The 26,476-nt window shown below is 43.6% G+C and carries 30 protein-coding genes; 16 read left to right on the forward strand and 14 right to left on the reverse strand.

Annotated elements, in window-relative coordinates:
* Positions 1 to 6: 6 nt before the first annotated feature.
* From D9A03_RS10935 to D9A03_RS10955, 5 genes are all read right to left on the reverse strand, one after another.
* A complete protein-coding gene (locus tag D9A03_RS10935; protein ID WP_120497215.1) occupies positions 7 to 2,547 on the reverse strand; it encodes an ATP-binding protein in 2,541 nt (846 codons plus the stop codon).
* Between the two features lie 262 nt (positions 2,548 to 2,809).
* On the reverse strand, positions 2,810 to 3,565 hold the full coding sequence (locus D9A03_RS10940) for an ABC transporter substrate-binding protein (RefSeq protein WP_120497216.1): 756 nt from the start codon (positions 3,563 to 3,565) through the stop codon (positions 2,810 to 2,812).
* A gap of 108 nt (positions 3,566 to 3,673) precedes the next feature.
* A complete protein-coding gene (locus tag D9A03_RS10945; protein ID WP_120497217.1) occupies positions 3,674 to 4,555 on the reverse strand; it encodes an amino acid ABC transporter substrate-binding protein in 882 nt (293 codons plus the stop codon).
* A 47-nt stretch (positions 4,556 to 4,602) separates the two neighbouring features.
* Positions 4,603 to 5,259, reverse strand: coding sequence for a transglutaminase-like domain-containing protein (locus D9A03_RS10950; RefSeq protein WP_120497218.1), 657 nt, complete (start codon positions 5,257 to 5,259; stop codon positions 4,603 to 4,605).
* Positions 5,260 to 5,456: 197 nt separating this feature from the next.
* A complete protein-coding gene (locus D9A03_RS10955) occupies positions 5,457 to 5,924 on the reverse strand; it encodes a hypothetical protein (RefSeq protein WP_120497219.1) in 468 nt (155 codons plus the stop codon).
* A 389-nt stretch (positions 5,925 to 6,313) separates the two neighbouring features.
* On the opposite strand from D9A03_RS10955, the gene D9A03_RS10960 reads away from it, so the two are divergent.
* The 4 genes from D9A03_RS10960 to D9A03_RS10975 all read left to right on the forward strand — a co-directional run bounded on the left by D9A03_RS10960 (position 6,314) and on the right by D9A03_RS10975 (position 9,211).
* The gene (locus D9A03_RS10960; RefSeq protein WP_120497220.1) at positions 6,314 to 6,520 is read left to right on the forward strand and encodes a hypothetical protein; all 207 of its coding nucleotides are present in this window, start codon (positions 6,314 to 6,316) and stop codon (positions 6,518 to 6,520) included.
* A 430-nt stretch (positions 6,521 to 6,950) separates the two neighbouring features.
* A complete protein-coding gene (locus tag D9A03_RS10965; protein WP_120497221.1) occupies positions 6,951 to 7,841 on the forward strand; it encodes a hypothetical protein in 891 nt (296 codons plus the stop codon).
* Between the two features lie 22 nt (positions 7,842 to 7,863).
* Positions 7,864 to 8,349 carry a helix-turn-helix domain-containing protein gene (locus D9A03_RS10970; RefSeq protein ID WP_120497222.1) on the forward strand — a complete coding sequence of 162 codons (486 nt, stop codon included), beginning with the start codon at positions 7,864 to 7,866 and terminating at the stop codon, positions 8,347 to 8,349.
* Between the two features lie 277 nt (positions 8,350 to 8,626).
* Positions 8,627 to 9,211, forward strand: coding sequence for an EndoU domain-containing protein (locus tag D9A03_RS10975; RefSeq protein WP_162938093.1), 585 nt, complete (start codon positions 8,627 to 8,629; stop codon positions 9,209 to 9,211).
* A gap of 482 nt (positions 9,212 to 9,693) precedes the next feature.
* Here D9A03_RS10975 and D9A03_RS10985 read toward each other — a convergent pair whose 3' ends face one another.
* Positions 9,694 to 10,821 (reverse strand): helix-turn-helix domain-containing protein, encoded by a 1,128-nt coding sequence (locus D9A03_RS10985; protein WP_120497225.1) that lies wholly within the window; start codon positions 10,819 to 10,821, stop codon positions 9,694 to 9,696.
* Positions 10,822 to 11,061: 240 nt separating this feature from the next.
* Between D9A03_RS10985 and D9A03_RS10990 the strand changes: the two genes are divergently transcribed.
* From D9A03_RS10990 to D9A03_RS11000, 3 genes are all read left to right on the forward strand, one after another.
* Positions 11,062 to 11,421 carry a hypothetical protein gene (locus tag D9A03_RS10990; RefSeq protein ID WP_120497226.1) on the forward strand — a complete coding sequence of 120 codons (360 nt, stop codon included), beginning with the start codon at positions 11,062 to 11,064 and terminating at the stop codon, positions 11,419 to 11,421.
* 164 nt (positions 11,422 to 11,585) lie between these two features.
* A complete protein-coding gene (locus D9A03_RS10995; RefSeq protein ID WP_120497227.1) occupies positions 11,586 to 12,431 on the forward strand; it encodes a hypothetical protein in 846 nt (281 codons plus the stop codon).
* 50 nt (positions 12,432 to 12,481) lie between these two features.
* Positions 12,482 to 12,766, forward strand: coding sequence for a hypothetical protein (locus tag D9A03_RS11000; protein WP_120497228.1), 285 nt, complete (start codon positions 12,482 to 12,484; stop codon positions 12,764 to 12,766).
* A 336-nt stretch (positions 12,767 to 13,102) separates the two neighbouring features.
* Here the strand turns inward: D9A03_RS11000 and D9A03_RS11005 are convergent, their stop codons facing one another.
* The 3 genes from D9A03_RS11005 to D9A03_RS11015 all read right to left on the reverse strand — a co-directional run bounded on the left by D9A03_RS11005 (position 13,103) and on the right by D9A03_RS11015 (position 14,546).
* Positions 13,103 to 13,501 (reverse strand): tautomerase family protein, encoded by a 399-nt coding sequence (locus tag D9A03_RS11005; protein WP_120497229.1) that lies wholly within the window; start codon positions 13,499 to 13,501, stop codon positions 13,103 to 13,105.
* An 87-nt stretch (positions 13,502 to 13,588) separates the two neighbouring features.
* Positions 13,589 to 14,041, reverse strand: a complete 453-nt coding sequence (gloA, locus tag D9A03_RS11010) for a lactoylglutathione lyase (protein WP_120497230.1) — start codon at positions 14,039 to 14,041, stop codon at positions 13,589 to 13,591.
* 88 nt (positions 14,042 to 14,129) lie between these two features.
* Positions 14,130 to 14,546 carry a 4-oxalocrotonate tautomerase gene (locus tag D9A03_RS11015; protein WP_120497231.1) on the reverse strand — a complete coding sequence of 139 codons (417 nt, stop codon included), beginning with the start codon at positions 14,544 to 14,546 and terminating at the stop codon, positions 14,130 to 14,132.
* Between the two features lie 91 nt (positions 14,547 to 14,637).
* On the opposite strand from D9A03_RS11015, the gene D9A03_RS11020 reads away from it, so the two are divergent.
* The gene (locus D9A03_RS11020) at positions 14,638 to 15,042 is read left to right on the forward strand and encodes a helix-turn-helix domain-containing protein (RefSeq protein WP_120497679.1); all 405 of its coding nucleotides are present in this window, start codon (positions 14,638 to 14,640) and stop codon (positions 15,040 to 15,042) included.
* 87 nt (positions 15,043 to 15,129) lie between these two features.
* Here D9A03_RS11020 and D9A03_RS11025 read toward each other — a convergent pair whose 3' ends face one another.
* Positions 15,130 to 15,969 (reverse strand): tetratricopeptide repeat protein, encoded by an 840-nt coding sequence (locus D9A03_RS11025; protein ID WP_120497232.1) that lies wholly within the window; start codon positions 15,967 to 15,969, stop codon positions 15,130 to 15,132.
* Positions 15,970 to 16,180: 211 nt separating this feature from the next.
* On the opposite strand from D9A03_RS11025, the gene D9A03_RS11030 reads away from it, so the two are divergent.
* The 4 genes from D9A03_RS11030 to D9A03_RS11045 all read left to right on the forward strand — a co-directional run bounded on the left by D9A03_RS11030 (position 16,181) and on the right by D9A03_RS11045 (position 20,410).
* Positions 16,181 to 16,753 carry a helix-turn-helix domain-containing protein gene (locus D9A03_RS11030; protein WP_120497233.1) on the forward strand — a complete coding sequence of 191 codons (573 nt, stop codon included), beginning with the start codon at positions 16,181 to 16,183 and terminating at the stop codon, positions 16,751 to 16,753.
* A 75-nt stretch (positions 16,754 to 16,828) separates the two neighbouring features.
* Entirely contained in the window at positions 16,829 to 17,362 is a 534-nt protein-coding gene (locus D9A03_RS11035; protein WP_120497234.1) for a GNAT family N-acetyltransferase, read from the forward strand.
* Positions 17,363 to 17,719: 357 nt separating this feature from the next.
* Entirely contained in the window at positions 17,720 to 18,499 is a 780-nt protein-coding gene (locus tag D9A03_RS11040) for a siderophore-interacting protein (RefSeq protein WP_120497235.1), read from the forward strand.
* A 1,479-nt stretch (positions 18,500 to 19,978) separates the two neighbouring features.
* Positions 19,979 to 20,410, forward strand: coding sequence for a GFA family protein (locus D9A03_RS11045; RefSeq protein WP_216825446.1), 432 nt, complete (start codon positions 19,979 to 19,981; stop codon positions 20,408 to 20,410).
* A 280-nt stretch (positions 20,411 to 20,690) separates the two neighbouring features.
* Here D9A03_RS11045 and D9A03_RS11050 read toward each other — a convergent pair whose 3' ends face one another.
* A complete protein-coding gene (locus tag D9A03_RS11050) occupies positions 20,691 to 21,224 on the reverse strand; it encodes a PleD family two-component system response regulator (RefSeq protein ID WP_162938094.1) in 534 nt (177 codons plus the stop codon).
* 142 nt (positions 21,225 to 21,366) lie between these two features.
* On the opposite strand from D9A03_RS11050, the gene D9A03_RS11055 reads away from it, so the two are divergent.
* A complete protein-coding gene (locus tag D9A03_RS11055) occupies positions 21,367 to 21,924 on the forward strand; it encodes a GNAT family N-acetyltransferase (RefSeq protein WP_120497237.1) in 558 nt (185 codons plus the stop codon).
* A 114-nt stretch (positions 21,925 to 22,038) separates the two neighbouring features.
* On the opposite strand, the gene D9A03_RS11060 is transcribed toward D9A03_RS11055, so the two are convergent.
* Positions 22,039 to 22,995, reverse strand: coding sequence for a DMT family transporter (locus tag D9A03_RS11060; RefSeq protein ID WP_120497238.1), 957 nt, complete (start codon positions 22,993 to 22,995; stop codon positions 22,039 to 22,041).
* Positions 22,996 to 23,364: 369 nt separating this feature from the next.
* Entirely contained in the window at positions 23,365 to 23,763 is a 399-nt protein-coding gene (locus D9A03_RS11065; protein WP_371682962.1) for an alanine:cation symporter family protein, read from the reverse strand.
* A gap of 94 nt (positions 23,764 to 23,857) precedes the next feature.
* Between D9A03_RS11065 and D9A03_RS11070 the strand changes: the two genes are divergently transcribed.
* The gene (locus D9A03_RS11070) at positions 23,858 to 24,787 is read left to right on the forward strand and encodes a DMT family transporter (RefSeq protein WP_216825447.1); all 930 of its coding nucleotides are present in this window, start codon (positions 23,858 to 23,860) and stop codon (positions 24,785 to 24,787) included.
* Here the strand turns inward: D9A03_RS11070 and D9A03_RS11075 are convergent.
* A complete protein-coding gene (locus D9A03_RS11075; protein WP_120497239.1) occupies positions 24,784 to 25,647 on the reverse strand; it encodes a LysR substrate-binding domain-containing protein in 864 nt (287 codons plus the stop codon). The genes D9A03_RS11070 and D9A03_RS11075 overlap by 4 nt on opposite strands.
* A 120-nt stretch (positions 25,648 to 25,767) precedes the next feature.
* On the opposite strand from D9A03_RS11075, the gene D9A03_RS11080 reads away from it, so the two are divergent.
* Both D9A03_RS11080 and D9A03_RS11085 read left to right on the forward strand, forming a co-directional pair.
* Entirely contained in the window at positions 25,768 to 26,112 is a 345-nt protein-coding gene (locus D9A03_RS11080; RefSeq protein WP_120497240.1) for a hypothetical protein, read from the forward strand.
* A 23-nt stretch (positions 26,113 to 26,135) separates the two neighbouring features.
* Positions 26,136 to 26,348 (forward strand): hypothetical protein, encoded by a 213-nt coding sequence (locus D9A03_RS11085; protein ID WP_120497241.1) that lies wholly within the window; start codon positions 26,136 to 26,138, stop codon positions 26,346 to 26,348.
* Positions 26,349 to 26,476: the final 128 nt, after the last annotated feature.

The raw sequence follows: 26,476 nt of genomic DNA on the forward strand, positions 1-26,476 counted from the left end.
AAATCTTTATGAGTCCAGCTTATTGTTCCACCAGGCAATTGTTTCTTCTGCAGTTTGTTGGAGTGTTGGTAAATAATTTTCTGCGGCCGAGATATCTTTGGAATGTTTTTCCAGTGTTCGCGCATTTTCTGCCAAACGAGGAGCAAACATAGAGCTTGCTGACCCTTTGATTGTATGAGCTGCAAGGTAAATTAACTCACTATTGCTTGCAGACAAACCTTCTTTAATTTTGTCTATTTGAGTATGAATCGTATCAGGGGCCATCCCGATTAGTTCGGCGATAACATCATCGCCAATCTGTGATTTCATAAGGTCATATTCATCATCGGAACCGATTGGCAGGCCTGTTTCATCGGGAGTACTGGTCATATTCGGCAAAACCTCTTCTGTGAATTCTTGTTCCAAAACCACTTCTTCTGTGCGAGCCGTTGGCTGTGGAGCCAGGGACGGGAATGATTGAGGCGGAATGGCTTCTCTTTGCTGGTTTATTATTTCTATATGTTTAAGAATAGTGCCCTTTAGCTGTTGTTCAGTAAAGGGTTTTGACAATACGTCATTCATACCGCTTTCAATAAAATGGGCGTGGCGTTCTTTAAATGCCTCTGCTGTCAGGCCGATAATTGGAATATCTGGTTGTGTATTGCCTGCTCGTATTCTGGATGTCGCTTCTATTCCATCCATCAGTGGCATATGTATGTCCATGAAAATTAAATCAAAACTACCTTGCTTAAGCGCTTCAACTGCTTGTTCTCCATTTATCACGATTGTTGGTACATGGCCAAATTTTTCGAGAAAGGCTTTGGCAATGGTTGCGTTGACCATGTTGTCTTCTGCCACCAATACTTTTAAAGGGGGGCAATCGACATCTGTTAGTGGTTTTTTCTGATTTTCAACGAGCCTGATTTCCTCTTCCGAGGGTATGGTGACTGGTAAGACAAATCGAAATTGACTGCCTAAATTAAGTTTACTTGAAACGGATATTTTGCCGCCGAGCATCTCGACTAAACTTTTGACTATAGAGAGACCTAGTCCTGTGCCGCCGAATTTGCGGGTAATTGTATTGTCTTCCTGTGTGAAAGATTGAAAGATTGAATCAAGCCGATCTTCTGCAATACCTGTACCTGTATCTTTGACCGTTATTAGGAAAAAATCCTGGCTTAAAGCCTCTGTATCATGTTGATGAGATGATGAATTATTGCTGTCGGGAAGATTTAATTCGAGGCACCGGGGATCGTTTGGAGAAAGTTTCTCGACAGCAAGAATGATGCCGCCGCTGATGGTGAACTTTATGGCATTGCTAAGCAAGTTGGTCAGGATTTGCCTTAGTCGTGTGCTATCACTTCTGATGTATTGGGTTGCGACGGTTTGAGGTTCTATTTTCAGGTAGAGACCATTATCTTCAGCCATTGCGATCAAGGGAGCAACTGTTGCTTGCAGCATTTCAGATAGATCGAATGTGGTGTATTCCAGATCGACATTTCCTGTTTCGATCTTGCTCATATCAAGAATGTCGTTGATTATTTCCAGCAGGCTCTGGCCAGAGGTAATAATTGTATCAAGCTTGGTTATTTGGTCGCTATCAAGATCAGAGCCACGTAAAAGTTGTGCCATGCCAATGACACCATTAAGCGGTGTGCGTATTTCATGACTCATCGTTGATAAAAAGTTGGATTTGGCTTCTGTTGCCTGCCGGGCTGCTTTTGAAGTGTATTCCAGTTCCTGAGCTTGCTCCAGCAAACGCTTATTAACCTTGAAGAGAACCGATTGATGCGCTTTCAGGTCGGTGATTTCTGTTCTTACGGCGACGATACCACCGGCTTTACTCTCCAGTTCACTTATCTGGATCCAGCGGCCGTTGGGTAGTTGCCGTTCTTTATCTCCGCGAGGGGAAAGACCGTCCCGGTTCCATTTGGCTCCCTTGTCAATCTCAGGTGCTTTGTCGCCTACTTTATCCCAATAGGCGTCGAGTATTTCCTGGCGATCCATTCCGGGCTGGAGCATATGGGCGACTTCCGGGTAAAGCTCACGGTGACAGGCATTACAAAACACAAACTTTCCTTGCTCATCATAGAGAATAAATCCGACGCTGATATCGTCTAAAGCAGAAAGCACTTTCTCGGAAATTTTTATGGCTTCGTCTTGAGAAGCAGGCAGGAATGGATGTGGCTTGAATGTAAAGAGAATTGAACCATCATGCAGGGCGTGGCGTTTGCTTGTAATTCGCAATTTCCCAAGCGCAGTCAAACTTAAATCAGTGATCTTGCCCTTTTCATAGTCCTTTAGTTTCTTCTGCCACACAGCCAATTGCTCTTGGCTTAGGTGCTTTCCGTTAGCAGAAAGCAAGCCATCGATAATTGCAGAGATAGGAATACCGGGCTCTATTTGGGTATTGGGCAGAAGCAACGTTTTTTGTAGGTCTGGACTAAAATCTATTAACAAGCCGCTTTTGTTGACAATGGCAAAGCACTCAGGGACGGATACTCCTTGCTTTTGCTTAGAGGGAGTAGGGTCACCTATTTTATGTTCTGGCTCCAATGGCTTCGTCATATGATCTGAGCAGCATTACACAGTACAGAAATACTTTGGTGATTAGTGTCTTGGTTTCTGTATTAAACCTATACAGTATAACATTGATATAACTTCTATAAGAAATGCTTAATTTAAATACAACTAATGCGATGGCATCCTGATCATGACGTAATACAAAGACCTTGATTCTTATACTGTCGATAAATACAGACGCGATAGAAACTCGATTATCATTTCAGAAAGTTTTATCCATCTCCTGCTTATTCCGTTTGAGATGCTGCTAATTCGTAGGAACAGAAGGTTTTGTATAGCTATCAATAATAGCATCGATGGTTCCTTCGTTGCGAAGGTCTTGTATCGCTTTGTCAAAATTCGGCAATATGGATATATACTTTGAATTTTTATTGATACACAGATGGATATTGATGGTATCGACAACCACAGATGTTTTTTCTATGTGCTTTGTATATTGATGGTCCCGTGCGAAAAAGTCGAAGTTGACGGTGTCTCTAACGATGATGTCAGCGCGTTTGTTCGCGAGTAGTTTGTATGTCTGTTCCAATGTGTCTGTCCAAACAACCCTGGCATCTGGAAGTTTACTTTTGATCCATCCATTGCCTCTGTAATCGACCAAAACAAATTTCATTAGATCCTGTGCCGATTTAATGTTCAGGATTGCATCGCGTTGCGGGTGATTTACATAGGTATAAATTATGATGTCGCCGGAGAAAACAGGCTCTGTGCTGCAGGTTGTATATTCAAGTCGTTCAGGAATAGGGATGGTGACAAAAGCGTCTGAGAGGCCTTTTTTGACCTTCACTTGCGCGCGGGACCAGGGGTATCCATCGTACCGGGTTTCTATATTCAGTTTGTTTCTGAGAATTTTATTGAGCACATCAATAATGACGCCTTTCATCTGTCCGTTTTCGGTCCAGATCATGGGAGCGTAATTTTCGGGAAAGGCTAGCTTTAAGGGGGCGGCAGCAGCCACAAAAGGAGAGAACAGCAAAAAGAAGACTAAGGGCAAGAGCTTCAAATAATACACTCCATTGCTTTTCAAACAGCTCTTTCTCAATACCCAAGTGTACTCTTTTTGGTTTAATTTGTATTGAGAAATTTTATTTTCTGGTCAAGGTTTGAGAATTTATTCAGGGATACTTTGTAATTTGAACATGGCGCGGAGGATATTTTCGTTAGAGCGAATTCCCATGTGAGCGAACCATTTTTCAAAGAGTTTCAGTGATTTGTCACTTCGATACAATCCAGCCAGATAGCGATCGACAAGGAGTTTGAAATCCAGTGATTGGCGTGCGAACATCAAGGCATAGGGATCGTAGGTGTAAAAACGATTAACCAGCTTGAGATCATTCGGGGCATCAGCTGCGTCAAGCAAACCGATTAAAATGATACGATCGGCTATATAGGCATCAATCTCTCTGTTTTCCAGCGCTTCGATACCTGCTTTTGGGTGTTTGTAAGTGACTAACTCTATATCAAGATTGTCACGCTCTATACGCTTTGTAATCGCATCAGCGGTGAGAGTGCCATAGATAAGACCGGCTTTCTTGCCTTTAAGGCTTTTGAGGCTTCTGATCCGACTGTCATCCTTGACCAGCATTTCGGCACCTGTGACGTAGGTTAAAAGACTAAATCCAACTTTTTCCTGACGCTTGAATGTCCAGGATGTGGTGCCGCAAACAATATCCACCTTGCCCTCTTGTACATAGTCAAAGCGGTTATCGGCCGTTACCTCGAGCATTTTTAATTCCAGGTCGGGTTTATCAAGATCCTGTTTCAGTTTCTCGTAAATACCTTTACAGAGATCAATTGAATAACCCTCCACATCGCCTGTTGCTGTCACACTTGAAAAGGGGTGCTTTTCAGTTCGGTATCCAATGACAAAGCTGTTTGTTTCTTCAATTCGTTCCAGCGTATTGTCTTTTGCCTCAGCTTGAGAAGGTAACGAGAGCCTAAAGATCAGTAAAAGAGCAGTTATGATTGTGATTTTAGAAGAAGGCTTTTTCATCTGGGATTCTCTGGCAAGAGGTGAAGGTGATAAATCTCTAGATCTGCTTAAAAGGCATCATGAAACTGAGTGTTTACACTCACAAATGCAGCTTGTTCTTCCATATTGATTTCATAACTGGGTTTGAAGCTGTGGTGCTGTTCTTCGGAAATGACCCGTTGATAGAGATTATCGAGTACATACTGATCGCCTGATTCGGTTTCGACAACCGCAACGGCGTGACCAACAGGTCCATATCGCCCATAAAAAGTTCCAGCAACCATCCAGAGATCGCGTTGATCGTAGCCCAACAGAGCAGCAGACGTCAGGTAAACATGTGCGTAATCATCACAATCCCCGTACCCGCGAGCGATGGTTTCACCGGGGGTTGACCAATAGTCTTTGCGCTCTGTTTTATATCTGACATTCCGGCCAGCCAAAGCATAAAGCGATTTGAGTTCTTTTACCGGGTCACTGGATTTTTGAGCCATCAGGCTTTGATACCAGTTCCGGACACGTTTTGATTTGTTTTTATCGTAGGAATGAAATTCGCGTAACCAGCGGTGATGGAATTGAGCCTGTTGCGTTTTATTCAAAAAACTTTTGGGGGCTTTGGATATAGTGACGTATTTGGCGCGGACATCCTCCGCTGCTGTCGCAAAAACAAGCATGGCTAATGACGCAAGAGCATAGCTCTTTTTTATGTTTGTTGCCGAGAATATCACTGATTTCCCTAGTGTTTACGTAAGATTACTGGTCTTTGCGTAAGATTGAAGATAGCAATTTTTACTAAACAAGGGAAGGTTCTCCTGTGTTATGCATGACCCTTTGGGCAACCTTACTCTTTTGAGGAGAAAAAGGCCCGCCGTGGTTATTTTTGGGCGGGCCTGTGAGCGTCGTGGAACAGAATAGGAGTGAGCGATCAATTTGCCATGTTCCACAACACACGTAAGAGGGCAATTTGGGCCATAAGGATATAAGCCATCAGCATAAAGAGCATTATGTAGCGATGTGCATTGGACTCTCCGCGAGATTTCAATGCGCGAACTCTTTGCGTTGACGTTGACAGGTGTTTCGATATTTCCCGAATTTTGCGCTTTTCGTTAATTTGCCAGAACTGCAGGAAAATTTCTGATGCGACTGCAAACACGGTAAGTATAAGAGAGCAGGCAATTAGATAATTAATGAATTTGGCATCATAGGCATTGGCTTTTGCCAGAAAGTAAATGGCAACAAACGCAAGGCTGAGATAGGCAAGAGCTTGCCATTGTTGGCGTTTGGCAAAGAGAAGATTTTCACCCGCTTCCCGATAGATCATCAGGAACTCGGCATGACTCAAATCATCGAGTGAACTCTCTATATGTTCGAACTCATCTTCTTCGTCTCGCATTGATACCTCGTTATAAATAAGCCGCCGGGGCTAAAGGGCGGAACGATCCAGATCGGGCAAAGCTTCGTGTATGTAAGGTGCCATATAAACAGCCTACACCAGAAAGTGGCCGGCTCATTTTACAGACATTGAAGCCATTTAATCCCAATAGGTGCGAAAAACATGATTCTTTTTCGACTATAGGGACATGATTGCATCAAAGAGTTAACAAGTTCTTTATTGATCCACTTTACTGTTTTTATCCAAAGGTTTAGCTAATGAAAGGCTCTGATCGTTTTCATTCTGTTTTATGTCATATTGCTAAAGAGGCGATAGGGAGGAAAACTGGCGCAGTTCTTGTAAGGATATTCTGGAGAGGGTATATTTATATAAGGGTAAAGGAGCATGCCATGACAGGAATATTTCCATCTGCTTTGATGTTAGCCGGGATTATTGTTCTGGGCGGCTGTGCCCAAAATGCTTTTCAAAAAGAAGAGGTTGTCGTGGTTTCGAAGCCAACACCAACAACCTATTGCTATCGTTCACTCGCCAATGTGGATTGTTATGAAGAGCCTGTACCGGAAGATGAACGAACGCTTCTTGTGCCAGTAGAATAGGGATCATCAGTTCAAGAAGTGCTATTGTTGCCGGGATCATTTTACCCCCTTTGGTTCCTGCTTTCCTGTTTCTAGCCCTCTGCCAGTCGTAAGGGCGAAGTTTTTTGTTCTGCATCTGTCGTGTTTTAATTTTCGGATAAGTGCAAGCAGACTGCCATAGAAAACCAACTATCCAAATTTACATGAATGGACAGTTCTTGGCCTGATTTTGCCGCAGGCTGCCTTGTTTATCATCTAAATTATCCAGAACATCGGAATTCATTGATCACACGTGACCCAAGGTTTCTGCGAAATCTGAGGGTTTGTATCTGGTCTGGTTACATTTTTTAATCATCTATATAATTTTATAGTTGATTAAAGGAGTTATAATAAATAATATCATCTAATAAATTAGATAGATGGGTGTTGAAACGCTCTGCAGGGGGACATCGTGAAGAGATTGCAACTGGATTTGCATCGGCTTGAGAAAGTTTTGGCTTTGCTGGATTCAGCCGTTGAAGGAGAGGCACTTGCCGCTTTGGGACGTGCTAAACATATGCTCGCTGGTGCAGATATTAGCTTTAGAGAGCTAAAGGTGGGGATCTCCAGTTCTCAAGGTTCAGTTCAAGAACCTGCACAAGAGGTTGGTACAACCCAGGTGCAAAGGCTGGAACAGGAACTTGAATCTTTGCGGTGGTCCCTTGCGCGGCATGAGCTGCAAATCGCAGCATTGCGTCAGTCAGTGGAAGAAAAATCCGCGATAATCCAGAGTGAGCAGGCAAAACGCCATGCTCAGGAAGGGGAGCTGGTGGGGTTGCGAAAAGCTCATGCCGTGCAGATGGAAGAAGCTTTGAACCAAAGAGAGGAGGTCGAGAAATTGACCCGGCAGTTGGTTCAGTATCAGGCTTTTGAGAAAGAAACGGGTGTTGGGCCAAAAGCAGTTTTGCGTCAAAGAATGAATAAGGCCGCGGGTGTGAAACCTAGCCAGAAGGTTACTGAGAAACTTACTCCTGTAAGCGCTGGTCGTCGAAAAAAAGATGCTCAGGACATAGAGGCGGAAATGGTAGGTGTGTCCTCGGAAAATGAACGCCTGGATAAATTAGAACAGGCAGCTTTTAATCTTGTCGGGGGAGAGGATAGATCCATCGGAAAGGAATATCGCTGGGCACGTCTGGAAGATAGGCATCAGGTTATGGCGACTGTTGTGGAAGCGGGAAACGATGAAAAAAAACCTTCGGATACTGTTAAGGCAATCCATACTTCAAAGCAAAAAAGTACCGAATTGGATGCACCGACGTTAAATGCGCTTGAACGGGCAATGGGCCTTCGGGCTGAAGCTTAAGTCAAACGCATAGATTAAAATTATGGCTTCTAAAGAAAAAAATGGCGACACAACGTCAAAAAAAATAAGCGATAAAAAAAGAGAAACCTTGGTAAAATCAAAAGAACAGTTTTCTTCTCTTCAGGAAAGTTTGCGCCAAAGCGTTGCCCAGATGGAGCAATGGGGGAACTGGGCGCAAGATCTGATGGAGAGCCGTGATAGTGAGATTGCAGCCCTGCAGGCACGCGTTGATGCATTGGAAACACGTTTGCTGCGGGAGGCAGGTGAAGAACCCAAGCTGACAAATGCGCAAAAACGCGAAGCCATTACAGCATATCTAACCGACCCCGAGCGCACGAACTGGTCAGATCGGGAAATTGCACGACAGGTTGGCACATCCCCCCAAACCGTTGCAAACTGGCGACAGCGTTTGTCGGTTACTTCCCGGCGCGGGCAGGATCGTACAGTTATCCGTGGTGGAAAAGTTTTCAAAATGCGGACAGACAACATTGGGCAAAATAAAGGGTAAGAATTATTACCTTTTATTGCGTTATACTTCTTGTGGAACGAGCATCATTATTAAACAGGTTGGTCAATCATCGGCTTGAGATGTTAAGTGTATTTCTTGTCTAGTCCCGCGATCTTTCTTTGTTATAGGCCGAAACGACCAAGGCTTTTCTAATGTGTTCAGAAATACTCTATAACGAATACATACTGGTTTTGTAGGAGAGGCGATCATGTGTCTCGCCGGAACCCTTCCGTTACTTTTCTGTGAGGTAGGTACGTGCCGAAAACGAGGGATTATTATGAAACTAAAAAACACATCAAGAGCGTTGTCAAAGATGATTTCTCAGGAACTTTGCGCCCTGACACTTATTGCTGGCGCGATGATTTTTTATGCTGGTATTGCATCAGCGCAAGTCGCTTGTGGTGAAGCGCAGGATCATTGGGTTACTGTTAATGTGCCAGGTACTGATCCGGTTCAAACCGTGGAAATCAACAGAATGCATATTTTCTGTGGTGAAGTGAAGAAGAAAAAAGCCAAAGGCTTTCACTCGCGCCCAAACGGAGACAACCCGAAGACTGTTGATACCTCTACCGCTAGACTTACCCAGTATAGGATTCTGGTCGGTGGGGTCGAGGTTCCCACCGGCCTTTATAACCTGACTGGTTTTGACATCACCGATAACGGCGTTACGGCTGTTAAGGCAATTTCGACGATGTTTCCGGACCATTGCAGTTATGATGATGTTCTGACGGCGATCGCCAATGCATCACATGGCGATCTTTCCGGTCCTACCTGTCGAACAATACAGGGCGCAGATTTTCGTGTTAAGGTTTATTACCTGCGCGATGGACGCATTAATACGGCATTTCCAATTGTGCCTTAATTTATAAGGTTTGGTCTAACATTGATCAAACTTGAAGAAGGTGGGGAGCGCTTGCCCTTCTTTTTGTAAATTCATCGCGATCTTAGGGAAGCACTTAAATAAATTAGCGCGTATAGAATTAGGTGAAAGCTCTTCATTTATCTGGATTTTTTTTACTATTCATCTGAATTGCAATATAAAAAAGTCCTATTCCAATGAGCCAAGGTAATGCTGATAAGGAGTAAAACTCTGGATCTAGCAGGCTTTTCCATTTAACACCACATTCAGTGGCGGCAGTTACGTAAGCACAGCTCATTCCTGACAAAAGCAACCAGATCATTATTGGGCCAATTAAAAGTATTCCGGACATTATAAACAGTAATATTCGTATCATTGTAGCTCTGGATCCTTTTTCAAATGATAGTAAGAGCGTTGTTTTTGCATGAGAAAATGAATACTCACTTTGTCATCATTGGTTGCGTTGTATGGGCATGATTTAAAGGTCAGGCGTCTATTTGTGTTATTATCTCCTGTCGTTTTAAAAATTCTGTTGGTGTTTGACCCGTATATTTTCGAAAAGCTTTGTTAAAGGACACTCGATTGTTAAAGCCGGACTCATAAGCCAGTCTGGTCAGATTGGTTTTTCCTCTTTTTGCAAGATAACCAGCTGCGTGCTGGGCGCGGTATTCATTGATATAATCGTAAAAATTTTTATGCCGATGCTGATTTATTATTTGAGACATATGATGTGTTCCCAACGCCATTGAATCTGCTAACTGAGTGAGTGTTAGATCGTTGGTGAGGTATGTTTTTTGCTCAATCATCATTTTATCAAGCTGATCAGCCAACTCAGCACCCAGCTGCTTGTCTATCGGAGAACCAATGTATTTTGTTGTGATTGGATTTTTGACGGGGTGATTTTTTGCACTGCTTCCTGTTAGGATTTCTGGCTGACGCAAAGAAAAATAACCAATGGCAAAAACCATAAGAGCTTCAAGCAACAAAACGATATCGTAGATAAGTGTTAGTTTGAAATCACCGAAAACAATTAAGAAATTCATCGTCATATCAAATAGCAGGATACTGGAAAACGAAGTCAGGATGACGATTAGCCAAGTTAAATTAATTTTCTCTAGGGTTGAGAACTGATCTTTTGTTTCAATTTGATATTCTCGTAGAATTTTAAATGAATGAAACAGGTAAAGACCAAGCTGTGGATAAATAAAGATGACGACAGCTTTGTAGAAAAAATCTAATAGTTCTATGCCCAATTCGGTTGATTGATAGAAATGCAGCGGGATTTGCAGTAAACCGATGAATAGCGCGGGAAACGTGTGCGCTATTGATTTCCATTGGAGTGTTCGTTTCTTGATGAGTAAGCCAGTATAAAGATAAAGTAATGGTGCCCATAGCAAGGGTGTTGCCCATAGATGGTAATCTATAATGTGGAACATAAGTGGGCCTTGGATTTTTAAAATATAGACGTTCCACATTGTGATTGTGAGCAATCCAACAAGGCCGGCCAGCAGGAAGTTCGCCTGACGGTTAGAGTATCCATTAAATGCAAGTAGCAAAACGAGTGCAGCACCATGAATAGCTGCGCCAAGAAATACTGAATCTATGGTTATCATATCTGCGTTGTGGCTCCGTAGGTATTAAACATGCACATTTTAAAGATAACCAAATAACTCATCCAATTATTAATCTATATCTAGCGTATCGTACTCTACTCACTTTTCCCCTTTAGGATAACCAAGGGGCACATCCAGTTGTAAATCTATATCCAGATTACAGCATTTAACATCTATGTGCTCTTTAAAAGTCTAGTGCCTTACCTGTTGGGGGCTAATCAAAGAGGGGATGTATACGGCATGGCGTTGAATCTTACGAAGGTACTTTTTGCGCCTTCACTTATTGTTGCGATAAGTAGTTCGATTGCGAAAGCAGACATGGCAAGTGGCGATGAAATTCGTAATTTGATTAGTGGTAACACACTACAAGGTGCAGGAGTATCAGGTATTTATTCTGAGTATTATGATCCAAACGGAACATTACGCGGAGATGGATATTCTGGGAAATGGAAAATTGAAGGCGACAAGGGCTGTATGGACTATGGCAGTGGCTTTCAATGTTGGAGCGGGTTGATCAACAATAACGCCAGCATCTGGTACCTCAATGGTAAACCAACTGCGGTTGGTTTTATGTCTTCTGGAAATCCTAATCGCTATTAATTTCTGATTTTGAATGGATTAGAACACGGCAATTTTCTGTCCGGCAGATCCTGTAAATCGGACCCTGCAAATTTATTGGAAATTACGGTGTACAAGTTCGTGATTTATCTCAGCACTTTGTATCTCAACATATCTGGTTTTTTACATCTATAAGGTTATTATAAATGAACTATTTCAAGCCTGCCTTACTATCGCTTCTGGTAACGTTGCCGATTGATGCATATGCTCAATCGGCAAAGGAAGTTGAAGATTTTTTCAATCCCAAGGTTGCAGAATATAATCAAATACTGGAACAAAACCTCGAAGGATATAAAATTGATTGGCAGATCGACAGCACGTCATTTGTTGAATTTTCCGGCCATAAAAAAATATCTGTCTCTGTTGGTAAAAATGTTCTGGATGCCGTCGCTGGGTATGCGATTGGCCGTGATGGCCTAATTAATTTCTATAAGGAAAACCTGCAAAAAGTCGTTTTCGTTAGGAAACCGATTGAAGAAGCCGAAATCGAATATAGGGCTGCAGAGAAAGCTTTATACCTTACGAGTGATTATGATGATGTTATCAACCAAAAACCTATTTGGGATTACATCTATGAGAACGTATGTGCTGGTGGTGTGTGTGTTTACGAGTTCTTCTATCTTGAAACCATTGCTAAACATAGAGAAGGGTTTAACAAGGAATTATCTGATAAGCACGGGACAACTATTGCGTGGGAAATTGATCACGTTTCTTTCCGTGCTCATGCTCCACATCATCTCCTTCCTGCTTTTGGTACGGCTATGCGTGAAGTTCTTTATGCATTTACGCGCCACGCTGATGATGATCAATGGAAAGTTATTTCCAGCCGTATCCAAAAGGTTTCTTTTATTCAAAAAGAAAATGTTGATCCGACTTTCTCAGTCGCTGAAGGTAACTTGATTTTGACGAGTGATTTCCGCAGAAAACACCCAGGGCAAGGTGAGATTTGGGAATATCTTTTGAAAAATGTTGTTAATGGTGATGCTAAGTAGTGAGTATTGTTTTAAAAAGTACTGGGTTCAATAAAAGCTGGACGAAGTAAGTGACCGACAAAAAGCGCATTGAAGAGTTTTTACGTACAGACGTACAGTTTGATCTGCAGTGGGCTGATGCTTTGATTTCGAAGGCAAAAACGGCGTTAAAAGATGCTGAATATCAATGGGAAGGCTCTGCAAATGCTAATTTGATTTGTATTGACAGAGCTGGAGTTCGATTGGAACCACTGCATGAGCAATACGCAAGCGACTTGCTCTTATCCCATGATAGTTTCATCCTGACGTTGGAGAATTGGAAAAAGAAAATCGAAGCTGATAGGGCACTGTCCTGAAGCGATACAGTTAAGCTGTTGGGCAATCTCAGCATTACTGTAGTTTTGCTCGGTTGATTTAAAATAACTCAAGGTCTTCGTTACGATAACAGTCAGGGGCGAATGTGCTTTGCCCCTGACTGTATATGATTCCAGATTATGTGCTGAGCTTGTCAGCTAAGTGGTCAAGTTGCCAGAAGATACTGTCGAATTACTTCTGAATGGCCAATAATGATGATCTTCTATTGGCTGGTTAAAAGTCGCGGATATTGTCAGAACAAACCTAATTTGGTTCAATTGCCTAATTTGGTTCAATTGCCTAATTTGGTTCAATTGTCAGTATGCCGGTTTTAATATTCAGGAACCTGTGGGGTAGGCGAATTGTGCTTGACCGTTCCCAAATGACCAGTTTTCGCGCTTTGTTTCGATCAGGTTTATGATAATGTCGTCTCTTGGTACTCCGGCGTCATTGCTAAGATTCTCTACGATTGCTTCATAAAGTGTTTTTTTCTGCTCGAGCTTTCTACCCTCGGCACATGTGATTTGAATTATCACCAGATCGGTTGAATGAGTGATCCCCAGGAAGGTGTCAGGGCCAATCAATTCGGTGCCAGCCTGAAGCGGGGTCACAACCTGAAAATAGTCTTCGGTTGGAATGCCAAAAGCATCGACCAAAGCACGATGTATTCCTTGGCTAAGAGCTGCGGGATAAAGCGTGTCGTTACCTGAAGGATGATAGATGCGGACGAATGGCATGGTGTTCTCCTTGGTGTCTGGTATTTTATAAAAGGTTGGAAATTGGATGACGGTGGTTATGTTCTGTGATGCTGTTATTGGTAATATCTAAGCTTTTGAGCTAGAGATTAACTCGATCTGGTAGCCATCGGAATCTGAAATGAAGGCGATGACGTCTCGCTGGCCATTGGTGGTGGTATAGGCCATCGGCCCAGGGCGTCGAATAATTTTGATATCCATACCTGACAGGCGCTCATAAGCTGCATTAATATCGGACACTGCGACTGCGATATGCCCAAAGCCTGAACCATGTGTGTATTCAGCCTTGTCGTAGTTATATGTCAATTCAATGGTGGGTCCTTGAGGATCCTCGCTGTATCCGAGAAACGACAGAGTGAACTGCCCTTCAGGATAATCTTCTCGGCGTATTTCAACCATACCCAGTGCATCCTGATAAAAGGCAAGAGATCTTTCAAGATTACTGACGCGGATCATGGTGTGAAGAATACGCGACGGCAGAATTTCTATATTTTTGTCTGAGAAGTCTGAGTTCGCTTGCATCTCTTTTCCTTTAAATTAGTTGTTTGGCGGAGCACTAATAGCTCCGCCAAACGCAGATTACTGAGAGTACATGGACGGAACCCATGAATTACCCTGCTGAGATCGCTTCGCCGATTTCGGCATTTTTAAGGGCCTTGCCTGATATATTCCAAGTGCCGTCGACTGCGTGAACGCCGTTCGACCAGATACGGTCTTTGGACAGTGTGCCGCCAGAAAGGTCGTGGAGGATTTGTGTCGCTTCACCAAAAAATGCGCTTTGAACGGCATGATCTGCCAACGCAAAAGACGGAGTCTTGGTTTCGATCCACGCCCCTTCGACAGGTTTGCCGCCTGCAAAGGAACACCCCTTTTCCACGATGACAATATGAGCGGTTACATTTGGTGTCATTACCGTGTTTCCACTCAATCCGTGGTGCTTGAGGAATGATTCTGTGATTTTCGAGATGGCAAGGGTTTCTTGTCCAGAGGAAAGGACATCTTTTGTGAGGGTAAGTGTGATTGGCATAATGTGTTCTCCATTTTGCTTGCAAAGTGCAATACGTAAATTGCTAGCATTACGTATTGCGTTTCGCAAGTTATTTTTTTATGATGCAAAAATGAAATCTGAAACAAAGATACGCAGCTCTGGTTGCCCTGTCGCTTTTGGCCTTGATACCTTTGGGGATCGTTGGAGTTTACTGGTCATCCGCGAAATCATGTTACGTGGTAAACGGACTTACAGTGAATTCCTGCAGGCCGAAGAAGGCATTGCGACCAATATCCTTATTGATCGGCTCAAGCATCTTGAGAGCAATGGAATTGTCGAGAAAAAAAGAGACCCGGAAAATCGCCGCAGCTTTGTCTATAACCTTACCCGTAAGGGATATGATCTTGCCCCGATATTAATCGAATTAATTATCTGGAGTGGCAAACATGATGACCGGGCAAACGCAAAGCGGGATGTGTTGGAAGAAATTCAGCGTGACCGTACCGCTTTTGAAATGAAAATACGTGGTGGTTAATCTATGTCTATCCTGTAATTGCTTTTCTATCATCAGCAATTGGTATAGCTGGGCGTATGATTGGTTTCAGCCTTGAAATGTTTTCATTCAGTTTTCGGTTAACCATACATTTGCCGAGTGCTCGGCCTTCTTGATTTGTTCGCTGGTCAGGTCAGTCGCGATTTCCTTCATTCTGTGGGCGATGGTTTCATGGCCGTTGATATCGGCAAGCTGAAACCATTTGTAGGCTTCGACATTTGATTGCGGTACACCTTTCCCGGAAAGGTACGTATCGCCAATGGCGACCATTGCATGTGTGTAGCGTTGTTTGGCTGCTTTAAAAAACCAGTTCAGGGCTTTATCAGGATTTATGGGGGTGCCACGCCCTTGACTGTGCATGACACCCAGATTGTACTGTGCTTGAGCGACACCTTGTCGTGCTGCGAGAAGATACCAGCGAATGGCTTCACGATGATCAAAAGCTGTGTCTTTCTCGCGGTCTAATAATATACCAAGGCGCAATTGTCCGGTCAGATCTCCTTGGCTTGCTGCGCGTTGATACCAATAGATGGCCTGATCAATATCGTCATCCGGGTCATCAATACCATCGTGAAAAAAAGTCCCAAGGTTGCGCTGTGCCTCGACCATGCCACCCTCTGCTGCGCGTTTGAGCCACCTGAGGGAAGCGTTCATATCTTTATCGATCCCGGACCCGCCTTCGTAAAGAACACTAAGGTAATATTGGGCTTTTGCATTCCCTTGATTTCCGGCGCTACTTAAAAGTTTTATGGCTTTGTCATAATCTCCGGCACGGTAAGCGGCAATGCCATTTTCGTAATCGCCTGCATCTGAGATTTGAGGAGTGATAAGCAAAAGTGTGCATAGCATGAAGGCATTAAAGGAGAGGCGGAGATTGAATTGTCGGTTCATCTGTTTTGCTTGCTTCATCTTAATGCCGGGTGTGGTAATGAAGGAGGTTGTTGCTCAGCGTAACTCTATCAATGATTTTCAACAAGATCCTGCCACTTTTATGAGATCTATCTGCTTTAAGACTTCTCTGGGTTAATCAGAGGGATGGATAGTCGGGTATTCTGTTTTGGATTGACTTGTTGCTATTGACATTGTTTGAATATGAGAATATTTCTCGTATATGGGATGTATGGATGAAAGTAATCAAGACAAGCGTCTTGCTGAACGTTTAAGGGCTTTACGTGGCGAGCGAGGATGGTCATTGGATCAACTTGCAGTGCACAGCGATGTGAGCCGGGCAACTCTTTCCCGTATGGAGAAGGGAGAGGTTAGTCCGACCGCGACTGTATTGGGGCGTTTATGCGCTGCCTATGGCATGACGATGTCACGCTTGATGGCCATGGTGGAAGAGAATTATTCTCCGCTGATATGCCGGGATGACCAGGTCGTCTGGAACGATAAAAAAACAGGTTTTGAACGCCGATCTGTTTCACCACCCTCTGAAAGTTTGAACTGTGAAGTTCTTGAATGTCGATTAGATCCCGGCGCTGAAATTTCCTATTCCGGCTTTTCAAAGAACAATTGGCCTAAAGGTGGTTTGGAGCATCATTTGATCATGAGAGAAGGGGCGCTTGAGATAACCATTGAAACGCATACCTATCAGTTACAGCCCGGTGACTGTCTTCGTTATAAGTTGCAAGGAGTCAATTGTTTTAGGGCTGACAAGCATTCAGGCGCTTCATATACGTTGGTTATCCTGTGATATGGTTTTTCAAAAGTACTTTAACGAGAATTATACTCGGAATTTTCCATACAATAGTTGGGTGAGCTTTGGCCGATGAATGACGGAATTGATATCAGGTGCCTTGATATAGAAGAGTTTGACCAAAATGTAGAAGCTTTGGCTTCATTACTACATGCCTGTGTTTTGGATGGCGCCAGTGTCGGGTTTGTTGTTCCCTTTTCTTTAGAAGAAAGTTTGGATTTCTGGCGCGGGAAAGTCCGTCCCTTGATTGTAAATGGGGAAGTCGTTCTTATGGTTTGTATGCTTGATGAACAGATTGTCGGTACTGTTCAATTGTGTTTGGCAACTATGCCTAATCAAATTCATAGGGCTGATGTCTCAAAATTGTTGGTATCACCGCTTTTCCGTAAACGAGGTATTGCAAAGGCCCTGATGTTTGAATTGGAAAGGCAAGCAGGAAAATACCAAAGAAACTTGATTACGCTGGATACAAGAACAGGCGACAAGGCTGAACCGCTTTATCATAAATTAGGCTATGAAAAGGCAGGTGTTATTCCAAATTTTTGCCAAGACACACACGATCCTGATTGTCTGGATTCAACAACCTATATGTATAAGATTTTGTGATCTACTCTTTTATTGAGACTTAAAGCTTACAGACAGGGGACAAGGAACTGTTGATTACATTGAGAAAGCTTTTAGAATCAGCCTTGGACTTCTGATAATAAAAGACAAAAATCTTTTTGTTTTAAATTAATATGTTAACAGTGATTCTTTGTTGTTAAGAATGATTCGCATTGTATTGTCATAATTACGTCTTATATTCCCTGTAGATATACTGGCGCTGGCAGTAGGTTGATGGTCGTATGAGAGATAGTTCGCAACTATTCTTCTTCAAAAATCTGGCGCAAGCCAGCAGTCAATATCCAGTGGTCGATATATAGAGTTGATGGTTGTAATCACCTTGCCAAATTGGGGGATTAAATGAGTAAGCGTAAAGCACCGAGAATTTTAACTGTTGTGCGCAAAGAGCCGCTGACACCACATATGTTGCGTGTAACATTTGGAGGGATTGGCTTGCATGGTTTTCCTGCAGATCAGGAAGGCGCACATGTAAAGGTCTTGATCCCGCAAGGTGACATTGATCCCTTCGAGTTTGTTGCGCAGCTAGAAGCAGGGCAGCGCCCTGTAATGCGGACCTATACGGTGCGTCACCACCGCGTTGATGAAAATGAGCTGGATATTGATTTTGTTATCCATGGCGACGGTGGTCCGGCGAGTAACTGGGCACAAGCTGCCTTGCCGGGGGATTATATTGGTTTGTTTGGGCCTGGTTCCAAAAAGATGACTTATCTGGATGCAGACTGGTTTTTACTGGCGGCGGATATGACGGCAATTCCTGCCGCAGCTGCTGCGTTGGAAGAGCTTCCTAAAGATGCTGTCGGAACTGCGGTTTTCGAAGTGACATCAGATGATGATCGTCAGGAAATTGACGCACCAGCTGGTATCGATATTCATTGGCTAATCCACGATAACCCGGATCAGAGAAGTTATAAGCAGTGCGATTTTATCAAGGGAATGCGCTGGCGCCCGGGCTACCCCAGTGTCTTTGTTGCCGGTGAGGCCGGTGTTGTTAAAGAGCTCCGAAATCACCTTTATCAGGAACGTGGAATCCCAAAGGAAGATACCTATGTGTCTGCCTACTGGAAAATAGGCCTGGAAGAAGATGCACACCAAATTCAAAAGCGTATGGCTGCAGCATGACGCTTTTTTGGAGACTGAATTATGAAAGCCTGGGATTTATTTGTCCCAGGCTTTTTTCATGAAACCTAGTTCAAAAAACCCGCTGGATCTGGAGCTTGTATAAAGCATAAAAAATGACCCTTGCTGAATTTGTCCCCCTAACAAAGTCAACAAGAGTCAAGGAGCCAGCAATAAGATTGCCAGCCGGGTAAGGCTAATTCAGGGTGTGCCGACGAAATAAATGACGGCGACGTGCTGAAATAGTTTGATCGGAAAGCGATCAAGATGAAAATGCAAGCAAAGCCAGAAATATAAAAGGCAGAGTGAAATCAAGTTAAGTATATAACTTAGTACGACCCCCGAACTGACATCGCGTGGTGCAAAAGGAACGCTTTGCCTGTTCGGGGGAAGTTGCTTGCATGAGTATATAAACCTATTTTGCCAGAAAGGTGTGAGTGAAAAGACCGTGAAAAACAATTCACGATCAAAAAATCAACTGTTATATTGGCTGATATTATATGCCAGTCAGGTTTTGATTTCTTAAGGCGGTTAGAGGCCTAGGAGACAGAAAGATACGAAAATCAAGTTCGTTAGAGGAACGAGTTGGTTCATTAATGAGCAGGGTTATGAATAAACCGCAATGATTTCTAAAAACTCAGAAACATTTCTTGAAAGAAAGGTGTGCGCAGAACCTGTGCAACAGGAACTTGTCGCAAATATTTTCTTTATCAGAGAGTAAAAAAAGCAAATCCCGGTTTCTGAATTAGATGATGCGCAGTGCGAGCGCTTCGGAAACCGGGACAAGTTGCTTGCGTAAGAGTATTGAACACGTTTTCAGAGAATATGTGGAGTGAAAAAAGCGTGAAAAATTCACTGCACTTATAGAGGGTATGCAGTTTTGGATACCATGTTGACCTGATTACATAATTTACGATGAAGAGTACCAATTACGATGAAGAGTACCAATTATATTGTATTCATATTGGCCAAAACAACAATCTTGTGTGAAGTCATTATCTGTAAGATGCTTGAACTCGATATTTTTTGAAGTATGAGTTTTTAAGAAATCCATGTTCTATGTCATGTACATGATTCCATATCCAGATATGTGGTTTTTGACAAAGTATGACCCGGGCTTCCAAAATGTTTGCGCTCTTTTTTGACCTGTAACACTACTTTTGACCTGTAACACTACTTTTGAAATGAGGCAGTTGTTTTTTTCCGGTTTTGAGTTGATCCTTGCGAGATGGCTGCCGCAAATGTTTCAGCAAATATTCTCGGACAAAATACAGGGCCCGTATCCTGTCCCCGATTGTGATGTGTTATAAGCGATAGATATCAATTTCTACACAAAGGGTAGATATTTAATATGAAGTCTGCTGACATAATGTTGTCAGTAGAGAGCATGTATGATCTGTTTTTATCATTGTGAAGTAATCACCTGTGAGCCGGAGAGACAATCGCAAGTGTTGCTTCTGTTTGAACCTGGAGGGGATAAAAATGTCAGATAATGGGAATGATCAGGCTATGACAGGTGGATGCCTGTGCGGATCTGTTAAATTTACGGCGACTGGTGTTGGTGGTGATCATGGGGTGTGCCATTGCGGGACGTGCCGGAAATGGTCAGGTGGGCCAACCATGGCAATCCATGTCGAAAGCATGGAGTTTGAAAACGAGGACAATGTGAAATCGTATGTTTCGTCTGACTGGGCTGAACGTGGTTTCTGTCAAAACTGTGGAACACATCTTTTCTATCGTCTTCGTGATGGCAGCATGACAGTTGTATGGGCGGGGGCCTTTGATAAAAATGACGGCTTTTCACTGGCCAATGAAATCTATATTGACAGTAAACCCGACGGATACAATTTTGCCGGTGACCACCCCCGGATGACCGAGCATGAGTTTCTGAAATCCCTTGGTATGGCGGAGTAGGGATTAGCGTTTCCCCCAGTTGGAACTTTCCCCAGTTGGAACTTTCCCCAGTTCGAACTTTCCCCAGTTGGAACTTTCCCCAGTTCGAACTTTCAGGGAGGGGGAATAAGTTCATCCTCTGGCTGCTGACCAAGTTTCAGGCTCAAAAACAAGAACTGGGTTTATGGAGTGTTCAGGATTCAAAAGGTGGATAAATCTGAATCATTTGATATTTTCACTGATTAAACCCCTGTTCAAAAAAACAGGGAGCATTATCAAAATGAGAGGGGCAATGTCCCGCTCATTCTCCTTCTATACAAATCTCGAAAAAATCGTCTTCTGTAATATCTTCTTTCTTCTTCGGTTTGATTCCAGGCGGCGCAGAAATTCCTTTTGGCTTTGCCCTTGCCCTGCCTGTCTTCACGCTTAACGGAAGCTGTTTTTTGAAAATACCTTCTATACGCTGTCGCAAGAGCAGGGGTGAAACAGGCTTCACCAGATAGTCATTGGCCCCGGCGACAATGGCTTTTTTGACATACTCCTGTTCAGAGTGCGCCGTGAGCATAATGACGGGGGTCTCTGCTATTTCCGGTTCGTCTGATGAACGAATTTTTTCAAGCAATTCAATTCCCGACATAGGCTCCATCGTCCAGTCAATAAAAATCAGATCAGTCGGCTTGGCCTGAAGTAATTTATACCCCTCAGCGCCGTCACTTGCGAGGCGGATGTCTTTTACATCCAGTGACACAAGAATTGATTTTATGATTTTTTGTATAAAAGACTCGTCATCTACGATGCAGCATTCAAGGTTTTTGAAGTTCAATCTATGTTTCACACTTGATCCTTGGTGTAGGTTGAATTTATTGTTTTTGTAGCTCTTAATGGTAGAGTAGCTTTCTTAGGTTATCACTTTGTTAATAATTTGGATGTGGCCATAAAATTTTTGAGAAACTGTTGTTCGATAAAGTAATCTGGCGATGATAAATATTAGAGAAGCAATCACCGGGGATATAAATAAAATAGCTGAAATTCATGAATTCTGTTGGCAAGAGGTTTACAGCTTTATGCCAGAAAGCATTCTGAAAAACAGAGATGCAGATTTCAGAAAAAAGCAATGGTTGTATTGGTTTGAGAAAACTCCGCTTGATGAAAAGCTTTACGTTGTGACTGTTGATCAAACCATTGTTGGTTTTTGTTGTTGTAAACCATGCGAAGACCCTGATGCTCCTGATGGGGCTGGTGAAATGCACGCTGCTTATGTGATGCCTGAATATCGGGGAGGTATTGTCGGTCCTGTGATGATCGTCAACATGGGGGAATTTTTACTGCAACGAGGCTACAGATCTTTTGTTTTATGGGCGTTCAGGCAAAACAGAGTAAGAATGTGGTATGGACAAATTGGTTTTAAATCGTTTGTTCAGCGGAATAGATCAATTGCTGGACAGGGCATTCCGGAAATTGGATATGTCTGCCATGATACAAACACGTTAATTTCAAAATTACGAAAACAGATAGCCGTTCGGCAGAGGAGTTAACTGACTAGGGACGTGACAAATTCAGTACTGATTAACTTCTGATATTTTGTTCTAAAACAATAATTTGTAACGGAAACTACCAGCTTTTGAAGTCATAGATAACGGCGCATAAGCTTACTCTTTTCCAACAGCTTTCCGTTCTTTTGTGCGCACAGCGGAACGATGGACGGTGTAGAAGGTTGAGGCAACGATGATGCTGGCACCCAGAAGGGTCCAGAGGGTCGGTATCTCAGTAAAAAAGAGGATGCCGATGCCGGTGGCAAAAAGCAAACGCACGTATTCTACCTGTGCCACTGTAACCGCCTCTGCAACGCGATAGGCCTGAATATAAAACCATTGCATGGCAGACAGGAGAGACGCGATGAGGATAATGATCAGTACCTCGTTCAAGGTTGGGGTTGTCCAGTACCACCAGGCCGGGCCAGCCATGAATAGCGTCACAAGCAGAGATTGGTAAACCATGATCGTCGATGGTTTGTCTATCTGGGAAACCTTGCGCAGGATAATCATAATCGCAGCAACAAAGAAGGCAGAAATCACGGCCAGGATAGCATAGATATTAAATTCTCCGGTATCTGGGCGGATGATTACCAGTACACCGATAAAGCCGATAATTGTGACTGACCAACGACGGATACCAACAATTTCGCGAAGGAAAACTATCGCGAGTAGTGTGGTGAAAAGAGTACGGACAAAGCCAATGGCGGTGACCTCTGCCAAGGGCATATAGACGACAGCTGTAAAGCCTGCACTCATGGCGATAAAGGAAAAAGCACCGCGAACAAGATAAAGTTTCCAGACACTGGTTTTAAAGGCAGAAGGGCCTGACTTAATGATAATCGGGGCGACCATCAAAAGGGCAAAGAGCTGGCGGATAAACAGGATTTCAAAAACGGGAACTCGTTGCCCGACAACCTTGATTAACGCGCCCATAATTGAACCGCTCAAGGTGGCGAGAAGAACAAGAATGGCCCCGCGTATATTGCCGGGAATTCTATTCCAGCGCCCTGAAAATTCGGGCAGCAAATCTTCTAACCAGTATGTTGATATGCGTTCGGGCACGAACTGCATGTGACAAAAATCCTCTGTATCCAATCGCTTCCCAAAAGATATATGGGGAAGATGGAAGTGCTAAACCTGTTAACGCAGGTCAAAGTTGATATGACGTCCTGTTAAGGTGAGCCGCACAGAGCGGTATCAGATCTTTGCTTTATTTAGCAAAGGCTGGCCTCGGAAGATAATCAAGAGAAAACCAGTACAGGCGTATGAACAAGATGATCTGTTATATTTTGCAAACAGACAAAAGCTCTGCAATGAAACAGAGCCTTAACTTGCATTAGCCTGCGCCTCTTTTAACAAGGATGCAACGGAGATTTGTAAAAAAGAAAAACGGGCGACTGATAGCCGCCCGTTTGTAAGTGTTGTTATTTGTTCTACTCTCTATTCTGCGACGCTTTTACCTGCATCGCCAGAGAATTTCATGATCTCTCCGCTTTTGGGGCGGGCCATATAGCTGCTCAACTCGCGCTTTACAATTGGCATCAGGAAGTAAAGGCCAGTAATGTTTACCACGGCCATGGCAAAGATTGCGGCACCCGAGGCACCAGTTGCTGTGACGATTGTGCCGCCTTCGACGATGTCGTTCCCTGTTTCTGGGTTGATCGTCAATTGACCTGTGATGATGATCATCAGTGCAGTCATTGTACAGATTACAACGGTATCAATGAAAGGTTCCAGCAAGGAAACCACTCCCTCTGTTACGGGTGAATGGCAGAGTGGGCGATAACTTTGCTGCTTATTAGTGTTTTCTTTCGAGTGTTTTCCGGGATCAATTGAAATTCATACTTCGGTGTTAAGCGAAGCATTTCCGTAATGATATAATTTATAGTGTGCTTCTTTGAATTAGCTATATAGAAGCGAAGGCTGAATTATCGTGATAAATGAAAAGCAACCAGTCCTCTTTATTGAACTGGGATTTCTCTCTCTCCTCGCGCTGCTGTGGGGATCGTCCTATCTTTTTGCCAAGGTTGCTGTGACAGAGATCCCACCGCTGACTCTGGTTGCGGTTAGAGTAAGTGGGGCTGCAGTTTTTTTATTACTGGTGCTGGCAGTCAAAAAAGAACAGCTGCCCCGGGATGGGAAAAGCTGGGGTATGTTGCTTGTGCAATCCTTTTTAAGTTCCATTGCTGCATGGACAATATTGGCTTGGGGGCAACAGTACGTAGATAGTGCCTTGGCCAGCGTGCTGAATTCAACATCGCCAATTTTTGTTTTTTTTATTACATTGCTTTTCACGCGTCATGAGAAGGTAACAGGCTTAAAGCTTTTTGGGGCAACTCTTGGTCTTCTAGGGGTAGTTTTCATTGTTGGTGTGGATGCTTTTAATGGTTTGGGACAGGAAGTTCTTGGGCAAATCTGTGCAGTAGGGGGCGCTTTTCTCTATGGTTGTGCCGCGATCTACGGCAAACGCTTTACACATCTCAGCTCACCCGTGATTGCCACTGGCACCATGCTATGGGCCAGCGTTGTGCTGGTGCCCGTCAGTCTGGCGGTTGATCAACCCTGGAGGCTAACGCCATCCTCTGAGGCGCTTGGTTCCGTGATAATTTTATCGATTTTTTGCACCGGTGTTGCGCTGTTGATCTATTTTCGTTTGATTAAAACACTGGGCTCGTTAGGCGTTGCCAGCCAGGCATACTTGCGCGCAGGTGTCGGGGTTATGTTGGGGGTGGTTTTTCTGGGCGAAGAAATTTCGTTTGTTGTTGGTATTGGTATTTTGGCTGCCGTGGTTGGTGTTGCAGCGATTAATATGCCCACCAAAAATATGTCGGGGAAAGCCGCGGGGCAGCAAAAAGCTCTCTAAGTCCTGGGGGCTTGGAAGGCATCACGTATTGCCTGGGCCATGCCCACTTTGGTGCTACATTCGTGTTGCATCCGTTGCCGGAGAACAATGTTTGTGCCCTGAAGCCTTGGGAAACCTTCTTCGGGGGTAAGTTCCCGGCAATCGGGGGGGATTTGGCTTTGTGCCAGAATGCCCACTGCAATCCCCGATGATACGGCGGCTTGCAGGCCAAATGTGCTGCTGCTGATATAGGTAATTTTATAATCTTTTTTCTGTTGTTCCAGACAGGCAAGTGCCCAGTCACGCCACCAACATTCGCAGTCATAGACGGCAACAGGCATCGGGACGCATTCATGTTGGCGATAGGTATCTGATGTAATCCAGACCACAGGATTGTTGAGGAGAATTTCGCCGCCAATTTTTGTGGCTTCTTCATGAAGCACAACCAGATCAAGTTCACCTTTTTCCAAACCTGTATTGAGAGCCGCAGATTGTGCACAACGCACGGTCACTTCTGCTTGTGGGTGGGTTTTGGCAAAGCGAGATAGAACAGAGGGAAGAAAAGTGCCGCCATATTCTTCCGGTATGCCAATTCGGACGGTTCCGTTCAGTGGATCTGATTGCAGTGATGCTGCCGCCTGATCCAACAAAGACAGAATGCGTTTTGCATCCTTTACCAGTTGTTGGCCAGAAGAGGTTAGTGTTACACCACGAGGGCCTCGTTCGAATAATTTCCCATCAACAATTTCTTCCAGCTTTTTCATCTGAATACTGACAGCAGACTGTGTTCTGCCAACAATTTCTGACGCCCGGGTGAAGTTTTTTGTTTCTGCTATCGCGACAAAAGTACGGAGAAGATCGCTTTCCAGATTGGGATTCATAGGTCTGTCCTGAAAAGAATAGTTATAAATTATTCGAATGTCAGTCATTTTAACTATTAATTTCAGGAATGTCTAGTGTGAGCCTATATTCAGAAGTAACAGAGATAAGGAGTTGGTGAGATGACACATAAAACTGGAAATACACTAGATCCTGAATTTACCTCTTCTCCCTGTACTTTGCCCAATAATTTTTGGGGCACATGGATGTTGAATATCCAGTCCTGGTTTTTTGCGCGGCAACAGAAAAATGCCCGAAAGCGAGAGATACATGCACTATTGGCTTATGAAGATAAATGGTTGGAGGAAGTTGGTCTATCCCGTGCTCAACTGGTTGGTGAGCTTGGATATGATCCTCATGAACTTCCAAGTATTGCTGGCGTTGCGGAATATCGATTTATGCATCTATCAACAGGGCATGACCAAGGTGCCACGCATATAAATAAGTACATCAAGCGACGTCCGTGACCTGTTGAGAGAGGGAGCACACTATGTCTGATAGATTGACGTGTCAACGACGGGCAGCTAATTTGCTCGTCATTATGATGATCGCATTCTGTATCCTGTTATTATTACTGTCATTCCGTAATTTGAATGAAAAGCATCAGGCCAATGCAACTTCCTTGTCACCTGTTGCCGATGGCGTGGGCTCTCATAATGGTGGCCCTGCTGCGCCTGTCGTATCTAAAGTATTTGTTAGGTGAATCTTGCAACATTGTTACTGGCATTGGGGACAGGATGATGTTTATGCAAAAGGAGGAATGAGCTGTGGTATAATGTTGATCATTTCATTCCTCTGAATTTAATCAAAGGAATGCTTTCCATCACAACG

It is taken from the genome of Kiloniella sp. EL199, from assembly GCF_900313065.1.
In the GTDB taxonomy this organism is placed as follows: domain Bacteria; phylum Pseudomonadota; class Alphaproteobacteria; order Kiloniellales; family Kiloniellaceae; genus Kiloniella.

Bases quoted from the DNA above. Each gene is read 5' to 3' on its own strand.
- D9A03_RS10935 (WP_120497215.1), bottom strand. From the start codon at position 2,547: ATGACGAAGCCATTGGAGCCAGAACATAAAATAGGTGACCCTACTCCC.
- D9A03_RS10945 (WP_120497217.1), bottom strand. From the start codon at position 4,555: ATGAAAAAGCCTTCTTCTAAAATCACAATCATAACTGCTCTTTTACTG.
- D9A03_RS10955 (WP_120497219.1), bottom strand. From the start codon at position 5,924: ATGCGAGACGAAGAAGATGAGTTCGAACATATAGAGAGTTCACTCGAT.
- D9A03_RS10960 (WP_120497220.1), top strand. From the start codon at position 6,314: ATGACAGGAATATTTCCATCTGCTTTGATGTTAGCCGGGATTATTGTT.
- D9A03_RS10970 (WP_120497222.1), top strand. From the start codon at position 7,864: ATGGCTTCTAAAGAAAAAAATGGCGACACAACGTCAAAAAAAATAAGC.
- D9A03_RS10975 (WP_162938093.1), top strand. From the start codon at position 8,627: ATGAAACTAAAAAACACATCAAGAGCGTTGTCAAAGATGATTTCTCAG.
- D9A03_RS10985 (WP_120497225.1), bottom strand. From the start codon at position 10,821: ATGATAACCATAGATTCAGTATTTCTTGGCGCAGCTATTCATGGTGCT.
- D9A03_RS10990 (WP_120497226.1), top strand. From the start codon at position 11,062: ATGGCGTTGAATCTTACGAAGGTACTTTTTGCGCCTTCACTTATTGTT.
- D9A03_RS10995 (WP_120497227.1), top strand. From the start codon at position 11,586: ATGAACTATTTCAAGCCTGCCTTACTATCGCTTCTGGTAACGTTGCCG.
- D9A03_RS11005 (WP_120497229.1), bottom strand. From the start codon at position 13,501: ATGCCATTCGTCCGCATCTATCATCCTTCAGGTAACGACACGCTTTAT.
- gloA (WP_120497230.1), bottom strand. From the start codon at position 14,041: ATGCAAGCGAACTCAGACTTCTCAGACAAAAATATAGAAATTCTGCCG.
- D9A03_RS11015 (WP_120497231.1), bottom strand. From the start codon at position 14,546: ATGCCAATCACACTTACCCTCACAAAAGATGTCCTTTCCTCTGGACAA.
- D9A03_RS11020 (WP_120497679.1), top strand. From the start codon at position 14,638: ATGAAATCTGAAACAAAGATACGCAGCTCTGGTTGCCCTGTCGCTTTT.
- D9A03_RS11025 (WP_120497232.1), bottom strand. From the start codon at position 15,969: ATGAAGCAAGCAAAACAGATGAACCGACAATTCAATCTCCGCCTCTCC.
- D9A03_RS11030 (WP_120497233.1), top strand. From the start codon at position 16,181: ATGGATGAAAGTAATCAAGACAAGCGTCTTGCTGAACGTTTAAGGGCT.
- D9A03_RS11035 (WP_120497234.1), top strand. From the start codon at position 16,829: ATGAATGACGGAATTGATATCAGGTGCCTTGATATAGAAGAGTTTGAC.
- D9A03_RS11040 (WP_120497235.1), top strand. From the start codon at position 17,720: ATGAGTAAGCGTAAAGCACCGAGAATTTTAACTGTTGTGCGCAAAGAG.
- D9A03_RS11045 (WP_216825446.1), top strand. From the start codon at position 19,979: ATGTCAGATAATGGGAATGATCAGGCTATGACAGGTGGATGCCTGTGC.
- D9A03_RS11055 (WP_120497237.1), top strand. From the start codon at position 21,367: ATGATAAATATTAGAGAAGCAATCACCGGGGATATAAATAAAATAGCT.
- D9A03_RS11060 (WP_120497238.1), bottom strand. From the start codon at position 22,995: ATGCAGTTCGTGCCCGAACGCATATCAACATACTGGTTAGAAGATTTG.
- D9A03_RS11075 (WP_120497239.1), bottom strand. From the start codon at position 25,647: ATGAATCCCAATCTGGAAAGCGATCTTCTCCGTACTTTTGTCGCGATA.
- D9A03_RS11080 (WP_120497240.1), top strand. From the start codon at position 25,768: ATGACACATAAAACTGGAAATACACTAGATCCTGAATTTACCTCTTCT.
- D9A03_RS11085 (WP_120497241.1), top strand. From the start codon at position 26,136: ATGTCTGATAGATTGACGTGTCAACGACGGGCAGCTAATTTGCTCGTC.